Origin of the sequence: Rhizobacter sp. (genome assembly GCF_035702065.1) — a bacterium.
Lineage (GTDB): Bacteria > Pseudomonadota > Gammaproteobacteria > Burkholderiales > Burkholderiaceae_C > Rhizobacter.
In genome coordinates, this window is the sequence record NZ_DASSRA010000355.1 from 1 (window position 1) to 10690 (window position 10690).

Below are 10690 nucleotides of genomic sequence, written 5' to 3' on the forward strand. Positions count from 1 at the left end.
GAGCGTTCGCAATCCGGATCAAGCTACGCCCGCGGATCCGGGCTCTGCCGGTCCGCTGGGCGGCGCCCCTTGGGGGCTGAGTTCGGACGCAAACAGTCCGGTGGACTGTTTGTGCCTAGCGAAGAGCCGGGCGATTCGCCCGGCTCGGCCTGCAAGGCGGCAGCGACAGCGACTGGGGGGCCTTATTTATTCGCTTCGCTTTGGCCCATGATTTCCTGGGCGGTGAAGTTGATGCCGCAGGTCGGGAAGGCATTCCCTACGAAGAAGTTGTCCGACTGCGCCGCGTAGAAGTTCGAGCCGTCCTTGAAGCCCGGGTCTTCCACCGTCGACAAGGGCAGCTTGATCGACTGCGGCAGCACCTTGCCTTCGAGCGCGGCGATCGCCACCTTCAAGGCCACCGCCACCTGGGCCGGCCCGGTGCCGCCCGAGGCGCACTTGAGCCCCTGGCCGGCGAACTTCGCGCAGAACTTGCGGAAGCCGTTCTCCGTCTCGCCGGCAAAGGGCACCATCGGGTGCTTGGCGTCGAGCATGGCCTGCACCACGCCGGTGTCGCCGCCCTGCGCGGCGATGGCATCGAACTTCTTGTGCACGGCGATGGCGTCGGCCGTCACCTTCTGCGCGGTCGGGTCGTCCCACTTGCCGACCACCTCGATCGTTTCCCACTTCTTGCCCGAAGCCTTGAGCGCCTCCTGGAGGCCGTCGTGCCGATCCCGGTCGACCGAGGTGCCCGAGACGCCGCGCACCTCGAGCACCTTGCCGCCGTTGGGCGTGTTCTTGATCAGCCAGTTGCCCCAGTAGGTGCCCAGGCCCTTCTGGTCGACGTTGACGTTGATGGCCTCCTCGGTGTCGAGGATGTTGTCGAAAGCCACCAGCACCACGCCGGCGTCGTTGGCGCGCTTGATCACCGGCTTGAAGGCCGCGGGGTTCTGCGCGTTGACGACGATGGCGTCGAAGCCCGAGTCGATGAAGTTGTTGATGGCGGCGATCTGCGCGGCCACGTCTTCACCCGTGGAGACAACCTTGTACTCCTTCAGCTTGGCCGCCACCTCGGGCTGCGCGGCGTAGGCCTTGGCCGTCTTGATCATCTGGATGCGCCAGGTGTTGGCGATGTACCCGTTGGCCAGCGCGATGCGGTACGGCCCCTTCTTGGCCGGGTACTGGAACAGCTTGGTGCTGGCACTCCAGGGCGCGAAGCACTGCGGGTCGGAGTTGGGCTGCGTCACCACCTTGGGCGGCGCGGCCACGGCGTGGCCAGCCAGGCCGGCGGCAAGGAGGGCGGCGCACCAGAGGCCGCGGGAAGAGGCGTCGTAGTTCACGGGCATGGGGCTGTCCTCCAGCGTTGTGTATCGATATACTGTATCGATTTACTAAATCGATGGATTCGGGGGTTTTCCCGGGCTGCTGGCGCTGGCGCGGCGGAAGATGAATGACCCATGCTGAAATGCCCGCAGCTCTTGCGCGCCGCGGTGGTCACGGCGCCGGCAAGTTGTCCCCACGCCTTCTATCAGGAACCGACATGACCACGATCCAGGACGTTGCGAAGCACGCGGCCGTGTCGGTCAGCACCGTGTCCAACGTGCTCAACGGCCGTGCCGACCGCATGCGCCCGGACACGCTCGAACGGGTCAACGCCGCCATCGAGGCGCTCCAGTTCCGCCCCAGCAGGCTGGCGCGGCAACTCAAGACCGGGCAGACACCGCTCATCGGCCTCTTGGTGCCGTCGATGACGAACCCGATGTACGGCTACATCGCGCGCGAGATCGAAGCGGTGGCACAGGAGCGCTTCGGTTACCGCCTGCTGCTGGGCAGCACCTACCGCGACCCGCGCAAGGAAAGCGCCTTCCTCGACGACCTGCTGTCGCAGGGCGTGCGCCGCGTGATCGTGATCTCGTCGCTGGCCGACGAGCGGCACTTCGAGTCGGCGGCCGAGCGCGGCATGGTGGTGGTGAGCTATGACCGCGGGCCGGCGCCCGGCAAGCGCTCCAAGGTGGCCCACGTGATGCCCGACAACTTCGAGGTGGGGCGCATGGCCACCGCACATCTCATCGCGCAGGGCCACCGCCGCCTGGCCTTTGCCACCGTGGCCGGCATGACCATGGGCCGGCGCGCCAAGATCGACGGCTTCTATGCCGCGGCCGAGGCGGCCGGCCTGCGCGCCGGTGCACAGGTCATCGATGGCGGGCCGCTCGACGAATACGGCGAGACCGTCATCGGCGAAGCAGGCCGAACGACTGCCTTGATGATTGCCGCGATGGCCCCGCGGCCCACCGGCATCGTGGCGCTGAACGACCTGATGGCCTTCGGGCTGATGGCCGGCCTGCGCGAGGCGGGGCTCAGCGTGCCCGACGACGTGTCGGTGGTCGGCCTGGACGGGCACTTTCTGGCCGCGCTGTCCAACCCCATGCTCACCACGGTGCAGCTGCCGGTGCCCGAGCTCGCGCGTGCGATGGTGGAGCGCGTGATGAACCCGCTGCCCGATGCGCGCGCATCGGGCAGCGTGATCCCGCCCACGCGCCTGATCGCGCGCGAATCGGTGGCGCCGCCACCCCGCACGGAGCGCAAGGCGGCTGGCCTGAAGAGGGCGGCGCGGTGACCAGCGTCTTCCTCACGCACCCGCCCGACAAGCTCGACCTCTACTTCGGCACGAAGGCCTTGCACGCACTGCAGGCCGTGGCGGAGGTGCGGCTCAACCCGGAGCCGCGCGAGCTCTCGGTGGACGAGCTCGCTGCGGCGGCACAGGGCTGCGCGGCCCTCATCGCCTACCGGCAGACGCCCGGCCCGCGCGCGCTCTTTGAGGCGCTGCCGGGGCTGAAGGCCTTCATCCGCTGCGCGGTCGACATCCGCAGCGTCGACGTCGATGCGGCCCGCGCGAACGGCGTGCTGGTCACCCACACCAGCGCCGGCTACGTGCCGGCAGTGTGCGAGTGGATCGTCGGCGCCATGGTCGCTCTCGGTCGCGGCACGCACCGCTATGCCGAAGCCCGCCACCGTGGCCAGGCGCTGCCGCCCTTCATGGGCCGCGAGTTGCGCGGCGCCGTGCTGGGCGTGATCGGGTACGGGCAGATCGGTCGGGGGCTGGTGGAGATCGCGCAGGTCTTCGGCATGCAGGTGCTCGTCACCAGCCCGACGCCAGTGACCGACGCGGCTGCCCCGCGGCAGGTGCCGCTCGCTACGCTGCTGGCCGGCTCCGACTTCGTCGTCTGCCTCGCCGCTGCCACGCCGCAGACCGAGCGGCTGATGGATGCGCCGGCCTTCGCCGCGCTCAAGCCCGGTGCGTGCTTCATCAATGCATCTCGCGGCGAACTGGTCGACGATGCCGCCTTGCTGCACGCGCTCGATGCCGGCCGCCTGGCCGGCTGCGCGCTCGACGTGGGCCGCGCGCCCGACCAGATGCCAACGCCCGAGCTGGCCCGTCACCCGCTGGTGCTGGCCACGCCGCACATCGGCGGGCTGACGCAGGCGGCCGTCGAACACCAGGCGCTGGAGACGGTGGCGCAGTTCACGGCGCTGCTGCGCGGCGAGGTGCCGCCGGGCGCCGTCAACGCACCCACCTAGCGGGCACCTGGCTGCGGCGACAGGCGCTCGACGAGAAAGTCGACCAGCACGCGCACGCGCAGCGGCATGTGCCGGTTGGCCGGGTAGAGCAGCGAGAAGGGCAGGCTGGCGCCGCCGTGGTCCTTGAGCACTTCCTTCAGGCGGCCCTGCTTCAGGTCGTCGTCGACGGCGGCGCGGAAGGTCTGTGTCAGGCCCGCGCCATGACGCGCGAGCGTCGCCAGGCCCAGCACGTCGTCGGTGCAGCGCAAGGACGAGGGCGGAACGATCTCCACCGTCTGCCCGCTCTTGTCGCGAAAGACCCAGGGCACCGGCAGGCCGGTGCGCGGCAGGCTGAACACGATGCACTGGTGCTGCAGCAGAGCCTCTGGCGCGCGCGGCGTGCCGTGACGTCGCAGGTACTGCGGCGTGGCCACCACCACCAGCTCCACGGGTTGCAGCGGGCGCGCCACCAGGCCCGAGTCGGGCTGCGCGCGGCCGCGCACCGCGAGGTCATAGCCGTCGGCCGTGAAGTCGATGTTGCGGTTGCTGATCTGCACGTCGAGTTCCACGCCGGGGTAGCGCTCGCGGAAGGCCGGCAGCACCGGCAGCACGCGGTAGTGGCCGTAGGACGTGGGCAGGCTGATGCGCACCGTGCCGGTCGCCACGCGCTGCTCGCCGGTGAGCTCGCGCTCGGCGTCGACCAGCTGGCCCAGCGCCTGGCGGCACTGCTCGTAGTAGCTGCGGCCGCTGTCGGTGAGGCGCACCTGGCGCGTGGTGCGCACGAAGAGCTGCACACCGAGCCGCGCCTCCAGCCGCCCGATGGCGCGGCTCACCGCCGCCGGCGTGAGGCCTGCCGACGCGGCCGCGGCGGTGAAGCCCTGCAGCTCCGCCGTGAGGCAGAACAGCTCCACGCTTCCGAGCATGAGCCCGCTGAACTGACGCGGCATTCCATCACTCCATGTAATCAGTGAAGTGAATGATGGCAGGTTTATCGAAGTTGAGATCGTGAATAAGGTTCGGGCTCTCCTTCAACCACACGGACCCGTCCCATGAAGCTCTACTACGCCCCCGCCGCCTGCTCACTCGCCCCGCACATCGTGCTGCGCGAAACCGGCCAGCCCTTCACGCTGGAGAAGGTCGACACCGCCAAGCACCTCACGCCGGCCGGCACCGACTACTACACCCTCAACCCCAAGGGCCAGGTGCCCCTGCTGCAACTCGACGACGGCAGCCTGCTCAGCGAAGGGCCGGTCATCGTGCAGTACATCGCCGACCGCGCCGGTGCCACCACGCTGATGCCGGCGGCCGGCAGCCTCGCGCGCTACCGCGTGATGGAGTGGCAGAACTACATCACCTCGGAGCTGCACAAGACCTTCTCGCCGCTCTTCAGCCCCGACTTCGACGCCGCGACCAAGGCCACGCTGCGCGCGGCGCTGCGCAAGAAGTACGCGTGGGTCGACAGCCAGCTCGAAGGGCGCGAGCACCTCACCGGGGCCGACTTCACCGCGGCCGATGCCTACCTGTTCGTCGTGACCGGCTGGGCCAAGTTCGTCGACCTCGACCTGTCGCACCTGCCCCACCTGCAGGCCTTCCTGAAGCGCGTGTCGGCCCGGCCGGCGGTGCGCGAGGCGATGAAGGCCGAAGGCCTGCTGTGAACGCCGAGCCGGCCACCGAACGCGAGGCCGTGTCGGCCGTGCTGCAGCTCTACTTCGATGGGCTGCACCACAGCGACACGCAGCGCTTGCGCCGCGTGTTCCACCCGCGGGCGCTGTATGCGAGCGCGAGCGACGGCACGCTGCTCGCGCTGGGCATGGACCAGTACTTCGCGGTGGTCGACCAGCGCGTCTCACCGGCGAGCCGTGGCGACGCGCGCACCGACCGCATCCTCGCCATCGAGTTCGCCGGCCCGGTGACGGCGCTGGCGCGCGTGCAGTGCTCGATCCTGCCGCGGCACTTCATCGACCTGCTGACGCTGGTGAAGCTCGATGGGCGCTGGCAGGTGATCGCCAAGGTGTTCCACCACGCGCCAACGCCAGAGGGCCTGTGCTGAACAGGCCCTCCGGCGCTTACTGCCAGGCCACGCCGTAGTAGTCGTACACCTTGCGGCCATAGTCCTCGCTGTACTCGGGCGCGGCGCTGCGCTCGTAGTGGGGCGCCTTCTCGAGCTGCTCCTTGCGCAGCGGCACCACGTAGCCGTCGAGGTTGGTGTCGTAGGTCAGCATGTCCCAGGGCAGCGGGTAGCGGTCGGTGCCCATGCCGAGGAAGCCGCCGAACTCCAGTGCGGCGTAGCGCACGTGGCCGGAGCGCTTGTCGATGACGAGGTCGTCAATCGACCCGAGCTTGTCCCCGTTGGGGTTGTAGACGGGGGTGCCTTCGACCTTGTTGGAGGAAATGCAGGGATGTCCCATGGAGCTACTCCTTCGGTTGATGCCGGGGGCGACATGCCACCCGGTGGATGCTCCTTTATCCGCGCAGCGCCGCGTGGTCGCCATCGGCGCAGGGCGGCCGCCTCCGTAGGACTGGCCCTACCCGCCCCGAACCGCGTGGCTATACTGGCGGCCCAGCGCTGATTTGTTCCGGATTGCGAGCGCTCTATAAATCCAGCTAAAGACAGGACGCACGACCCGGTGTCCCGCTTTGGCGGCGCCGGGTTTTTTCTTGGGTGCGACCTCGATGAGTTCCCTGGGTGATGTGAAACCGCAGGCGATGCATTTCGCCGACCCGCTGCCCTTGCGCAGCGGAGCTTCCTTGCGTGACTACACGCTGGCCTACGAGACCTACGGCACGCTCAACGCCGACAAGAGCAACGCGGTGCTGGTGTGCCACGCGCTCAATGCCTCGCACCACGTGGCCGGCACCTACGCCGGCCAGGCCAAGAGCGAAGGCTGGTGGGACAACCTGGTCGGCCCGGGCAAGCCGCTGGACACCAACCGCTTCTTCGTGGTCGGCGTCAACAACCCCGGCTCCTGCTTCGGCTCCACCGGCCCCATGCACACCCACCCCGACACCGGCCGCCCGTACGGCGCCGACTTCCCGGTGGTGACGGTGGAAGACTGGGTCGACGCGCAGGCCCGGTTGCTCGACCGCCTGGGCATCACGCAGCTCGCGGCCGTGCTGGGCGGCAGCCTGGGCGGCATGCAGGCGCTGAGCTGGTCGCTGCGCCACCCGACGCGCCTGCGCCACTGCATCGCGGTGGCCACGGCACCGAATCTCTCGGCGCAGAACATCGCCTTCAACGAGGTGGCGCGCCGCGCCATCATCACCGACCCCGAGTTCCACGGCGGCCACTTCTACGCGCACGGCGTGGTGCCCAAGCGCGGGTTGCGCGTGGCGCGCATGATCGGCCACATCACCTACCTGTCCGACGACTCGATGGAGGCCAAGTTCGGCCGCAACCTGAAAGGTGCGCAGCCGGCCTACAGCACGCAGGACATCGAGTTCGAGATCGAGAGCTACCTGCGCTACCAGGGCGACAAGTTCAGCGAGTACTTCGACGCCAACACCTACCTGCTCATCACGCGTGCGCTCGACTACTTCGACCCGGCGCGCGAGCACGGCGGCAACCTGAGTGCGGCCTTCGCCGCGGCACGCTGCAAGTTCCAGCTGGTCAGCTTCACCACCGACTGGCGGTTCTCTCCCGCGCGCTCGCGCGAGATCGTCAAGGCGCTGCTCGACAACCGCTTCGACGTGAGCTACGCCGAGATCGACGCGCCGCACGGGCACGACGCCTTCCTGCTCGACGACGCGCGCTACCACGGCGTCTTGCGCGCCTGCTTCGACAACATCGCCAAGGACCTGTCATGAGCGATGTGAAGACGATGGAGTTGATTGCCGAGTTGGTGCCCCCTGGCTCGCGCGTGCTCGACCTCGGCTGCGGCAACGGCGCCTTGCTTGCCCACCTGCGCGACACGCGGCAGTGCACCGGCTACGGCATCGAGATCGATGACGCCAACGTGCTCGCCTGCACCCAGCGTGGCGTCAACGTGATCCAGCTCAACCTCGAAGACGGCCTGGCGATCTTCGAGGACCAGAGCTTCGACGTGGTGCTCCAGCTCGACACCATGCAGCACCTGCGGCACACCGAGCGCCTGTTGCGCGAGACGGCGCGCGTTGGGCGCATCGGCGTGATCAGTTTTCCGAACTTCGCGCACTGGCCGAACCGGCTGCGCGTGGTCACCGGGCGCATGCCGGTGACGCGCGCGCTGCCCTACCAGTGGTACGACACGCCCAACATCCGGGTGGGAACCTACACCGACTGCGAGGTGCTGCTGCGCAAGGACGGGTTCCAGATCCTCGATGCGTTCGGCATGCAGGACGGGCGCGAGGTGAGGCGCTTTCCGAACCTGATGGCCAGCGTGGCGGTGTTCAAGTTCCAGCGGGGCTGAGGCCTCTGCACGCGGCACCGGCCGCTCGGCTCGCGCTGCCGCGCCGCATGCCTCAGTGAATGATCCCCTGCCTCACCGCATACAGCACCAGTTCCGCGGTGCTCGCCACTCCGAGCTTCTCCAGGATGTTCGCCCGGTGCGTGCTCACCGTCTTCACGCTGATCAGCATCTCTTCCCCGATCTGCGTCAGCGGCATCCCCTTCAGCATCATCAACATGATCTGGTGCTCCCGCACCGTCAGCCGCTGGTGCGCGGGCCGCGCATCCCGCCCGTCGAGCTGCTCGCGCACCAGGGGCGCCGCCCGCGCGCTCAGGTACTGACCGCCGGAGGCCACGCGGCGGATCGCCTGCACCAGCTCGGACGGTTCGGCGTCCTTCGCGATGTAGCCGTTGGCCCCTTCCTGGATGGCCAGCAGCGCGTACTGCTCCTCCGGGTACATCGACAGCATCAGCACCGGCAGGCTGCGCTCGAAGGCACGCACCGAGGCCAGCACGTCCAGCCCGTTGCGGCCGTCCATGTTGATGTCGAGCAGCACCACGTCGTAGCGGTGGCGGCGGATCATGTCGAGCGCTTCGCTGCCGTTGGCGGCCTCGCCGGTCATGCGGATGTCGGTCTCGTCGAGCAGCAGGCGCTGCACGCCGGAGCGAAAGATGGTGTGGTCGTCGACCACCAGCACGTGGATCACATGGCTTCCTAGAGCAGCGGTGCCAGCAGCACCAGCCGCGTGCCCTCACCCGGGCGGGACTGGACCCGCAAGGTGCCGCCGATCTCGCGCGCCCGCTCGCGCATGCTGAGCAGGCCGAGCGCGCTGCCGGCGGGCGCGAACGGGTCGAAGCCGCAGCCGTCGTCGTGCAGCTCCAGGCGCAGCTGGTCGCCTTGGGCGCGCAGGCTCACGCTCACGCGTTGCGCACCGGCATGCCGGGCGACGTTGGTCAGGCCCTCCTGCAGCACGCGGTAGACCGCGGTGCTGCGCTTGGGCGGCAGGCGCAGCGTGGGCAGCGACGCATCGGCCTCGAGTTCGTGCAGCACGCCCGAGCGGCGTGTGAACTGGCGCAGCTCGTGGGCCAGCGCGACCGAGAGGTCCAGGTGGTCGAGCACGCTCGGGCGCAGCGACTCGGAGATCTGCTTCACCGTGTCGATGGTCTGCTGCGTGAGCGTCAGCAGCCCGAGCGTGAGCGACTGCAGCTCGTTGCCCTCCGCGCGGCGCAGGATGCGTGTGGCATCCATCTTGATGGAGGTGAGCATGCCACCCAGCACGTCATGCACCTCGCGCGAGATGGCCAGGCGCTGCTCCTCCAGCTTGGCGGCGGTGTACGCGGTGAGCGCCTGCAGCTGCTCGCGCGAGCGCTTCAGGTCCTCCTCGTTGCGCAGGCGTTCGGTCACGTCCACGCCCACGCCCATCACCGCCGGGCGGCCGCGGTAGGTCATGCGCGAGCCATGCACCTCGACCATCACCACGTGGCCGTCGCGGTGCAGGCCGCGGGTGATGAAGTGCATGCTGGGCGGGTTGTTCTCCAGCCGGTCGCGGATGCGCGAGCGCACGGTCTCCAGGAAGTCGGGCGGCACCATCTGGGCGAGCGACATGCCGATCACCTCCTCGGGCGTGTAGCCGGCGATGGCGGCCCAGGTGGCGTTGGCGTAGACGAAGTGGTCGTCCTGGATCACGTAGATGCCGGCCACGGACTGCTCGACGATGGCGTCGAAGGGCATGTCGGGCAGGTGGGTGGGTGCAAAGGCGTTCATCGGGTACGGCAGGAGGGCGGCGGTCATCATAGGTTTGCGTTCTTCCGCCGCATGCCAGGGTTGACGATCAGGCGGAATCCCCCGAGAGCGAGCCGGAAAAGTCCGATGGGCGCGCGCGGCCTACAGCGCGGAGTAAGGAGCCACCCTCCGCGGTGATGCCGCAACCCCTCATGCAAGGGGAGAAATCACCGCCGATTGGTCGTAGTCTCCCGCTCCACAAGGGAGATCGACATGAGAAAGCTTCTGGCGGCGCTGCTGGCGCTCGCATCGGGCGTCGCAAGCGCCCAGGCCCTGCAGGCCCGTGACATCGACGGCAATGGCTCCGTCGACGCGTACTACGACGTGGCGCAGAACCTCACCTGGCTGGCCGACGCGAACTACTACGCCACACTGGGCAACCCGGTCGGGCGCAACGTCTTCGGCCAGCCGATGCTGCCGGGGCAGATGACCTACACCGCAGCGCTCTCCTTCGTGGACAGCCTGAACGTGTACGGCGTGGACGACTGGCGCCTGCCCGCACGCCTGCTGCCCCATGGCGGCGACAACCCCATCTTCTGCAACGCCACCTCCTGCAACCCGCGCATGAGTTCGCCGTCCGAGCTGAGCTTCCTGGCGGGCACCCTCGCCGGCACCAGCGGGCCGTTCTCCAACCTGCAGAACGGGCAGTACATGACGTTGGCCGACAACGGCGGCACCAGCTTCGCGCCGGTGATGGAACTGCGCAACATGTACACCAACACCCGCCAGTACACCGACGAACTCAGCAACGTCTATGGGTTCGTGTGGGCCGTGCGCACCGGGGACGTCGGCCTGGTGGGCTCGGTCGCCGCTGTCCCTGAACCCTCGACATACGCGCTGAGCCTCGCCGGCCTGCTGCTCACCGCCACCTGGTGCCGTCGCAAGCGCCAGACGCTGCGGCGCTGACACCGCCACCTGGCGCGCCCCGTAGGACTTCGACTACCCGGCCCCGCGCCCTTGCCCGGCATCGCCGGCGCTCACCCTGCAGACAATGGTGCCATCGCAGCTTC

General features: G+C 68.8%; 12 protein-coding genes. 7 read left to right on the forward strand and 5 right to left on the reverse strand.

The features are described from left to right. Window positions 1–182: 182 nt before the first annotated feature. Window positions 183–1322 (reverse strand): sugar ABC transporter substrate-binding protein, encoded by a 1140-nt coding sequence (locus VFL64_RS15725; RefSeq protein WP_489541319.1) that lies wholly within the window; start codon window positions 1320–1322, stop codon window positions 183–185. A 194-nt stretch (window positions 1323–1516) separates the two neighbouring features. On the opposite strand from VFL64_RS15725, the gene VFL64_RS15730 reads away from it, so the two are divergent. Continuing rightward, a complete protein-coding gene (locus VFL64_RS15730) occupies window positions 1517–2593 on the forward strand; it encodes a LacI family DNA-binding transcriptional regulator (protein ID WP_489541320.1) in 1077 nt (358 codons plus the stop codon). Then, complete coding sequence (locus tag VFL64_RS15735; RefSeq protein WP_489541321.1) at window positions 2590–3555, forward strand: NAD(P)-dependent oxidoreductase; 966 nt, start codon at window positions 2590–2592, stop codon at window positions 3553–3555. Before VFL64_RS15730 ends, VFL64_RS15735 begins: the two co-directional genes overlap by 4 nt. Here the strand turns inward: VFL64_RS15735 and VFL64_RS15740 are convergent. Further along, window positions 3552–4481 carry a LysR family transcriptional regulator gene (locus tag VFL64_RS15740; protein WP_489541322.1) on the reverse strand — a complete coding sequence of 310 codons (930 nt, stop codon included), beginning with the start codon at window positions 4479–4481 and terminating at the stop codon, window positions 3552–3554. The genes VFL64_RS15735 and VFL64_RS15740 overlap by 4 nt on opposite strands. Window positions 4482–4583: 102 nt before the next feature. On the opposite strand from VFL64_RS15740, the gene gstA reads away from it, so the two are divergent. Continuing rightward, window positions 4584–5189: a glutathione transferase GstA gene (gstA, locus tag VFL64_RS15745; RefSeq protein ID WP_489541323.1), complete on the forward strand. Its 606-nt coding sequence runs from the start codon at window positions 4584–4586 to the stop codon at window positions 5187–5189. Further along, window positions 5186–5584 carry a nuclear transport factor 2 family protein gene (locus tag VFL64_RS15750; RefSeq protein WP_489541324.1) on the forward strand — a complete coding sequence of 133 codons (399 nt, stop codon included), beginning with the start codon at window positions 5186–5188 and terminating at the stop codon, window positions 5582–5584. The genes gstA and VFL64_RS15750 overlap by 4 nt, the downstream gene beginning before the upstream one ends. Before the next feature lie 16 nt (window positions 5585–5600). Here VFL64_RS15750 and VFL64_RS15755 read toward each other — a convergent pair whose 3' ends face one another. Then, window positions 5601–5942: a PRC-barrel domain-containing protein gene (locus tag VFL64_RS15755; RefSeq protein WP_489541325.1), complete on the reverse strand. Its 342-nt coding sequence runs from the start codon at window positions 5940–5942 to the stop codon at window positions 5601–5603. 265 nt (window positions 5943–6207) lie between these two features. Here VFL64_RS15755 and metX point away from each other — a divergent pair, with 265 nt between their 5' ends. Together metX and metW are read left to right on the forward strand one after the other, a co-directional pair. Next, entirely contained in the window at window positions 6208–7338 is a 1131-nt protein-coding gene (gene metX, locus VFL64_RS15760; protein WP_489541326.1) for a homoserine O-succinyltransferase MetX, read from the forward strand. Further along, window positions 7335–7919, forward strand: coding sequence for a methionine biosynthesis protein MetW (metW, locus tag VFL64_RS15765; RefSeq protein ID WP_489541327.1), 585 nt, complete (start codon window positions 7335–7337; stop codon window positions 7917–7919). Before metX ends, metW begins: the two co-directional genes overlap by 4 nt. Before the next feature lie 52 nt (window positions 7920–7971). Here the strand turns inward: metW and VFL64_RS15770 are convergent, their stop codons facing one another. Beyond that, the gene (locus VFL64_RS15770) at window positions 7972–8604 is read right to left on the reverse strand and encodes a response regulator (RefSeq protein ID WP_489541328.1); all 633 of its coding nucleotides are present in this window, start codon (window positions 8602–8604) and stop codon (window positions 7972–7974) included. A gap of 8 nt (window positions 8605–8612) precedes the next feature. Continuing rightward, window positions 8613–9689 (reverse strand): sensor histidine kinase, encoded by a 1077-nt coding sequence (locus VFL64_RS15775; protein ID WP_489541329.1) that lies wholly within the window; start codon window positions 9687–9689, stop codon window positions 8613–8615. A 204-nt stretch (window positions 9690–9893) separates the two neighbouring features. Here VFL64_RS15775 and VFL64_RS15780 point away from each other — a divergent pair, with 204 nt between their 5' ends. Next, window positions 9894–10586: a PEP-CTERM sorting domain-containing protein gene (locus VFL64_RS15780; RefSeq protein WP_489541330.1), complete on the forward strand. Its 693-nt coding sequence runs from the start codon at window positions 9894–9896 to the stop codon at window positions 10584–10586. Window positions 10587–10690: the final 104 nt, after the last annotated feature.

Coding starts and splice junctions, on each gene's coding strand:
- gstA (WP_489541323.1), top strand. CDS start 4,584: ATGAAGCTCTACTACGCCCCCGCCGCCTGCTCACTCGCCCCGCACATC.
- VFL64_RS15755 (WP_489541325.1), bottom strand. CDS start 5,942: ATGGGACATCCCTGCATTTCCTCCAACAAGGTCGAAGGCACCCCCGTC.
- metX (WP_489541326.1), top strand. CDS start 6,208: ATGAGTTCCCTGGGTGATGTGAAACCGCAGGCGATGCATTTCGCCGAC.
- VFL64_RS15725 (WP_489541319.1), bottom strand. CDS start 1,322: ATGCCCGTGAACTACGACGCCTCTTCCCGCGGCCTCTGGTGCGCCGCC.
- VFL64_RS15780 (WP_489541330.1), top strand. CDS start 9,894: ATGAGAAAGCTTCTGGCGGCGCTGCTGGCGCTCGCATCGGGCGTCGCA.
- metW (WP_489541327.1), top strand. CDS start 7,335: ATGAGCGATGTGAAGACGATGGAGTTGATTGCCGAGTTGGTGCCCCCT.
- VFL64_RS15740 (WP_489541322.1), bottom strand. CDS start 4,481: ATGCCGCGTCAGTTCAGCGGGCTCATGCTCGGAAGCGTGGAGCTGTTC.
- VFL64_RS15775 (WP_489541329.1), bottom strand. CDS start 9,689: ATGACCGCCGCCCTCCTGCCGTACCCGATGAACGCCTTTGCACCCACC.
- VFL64_RS15730 (WP_489541320.1), top strand. CDS start 1,517: ATGACCACGATCCAGGACGTTGCGAAGCACGCGGCCGTGTCGGTCAGC.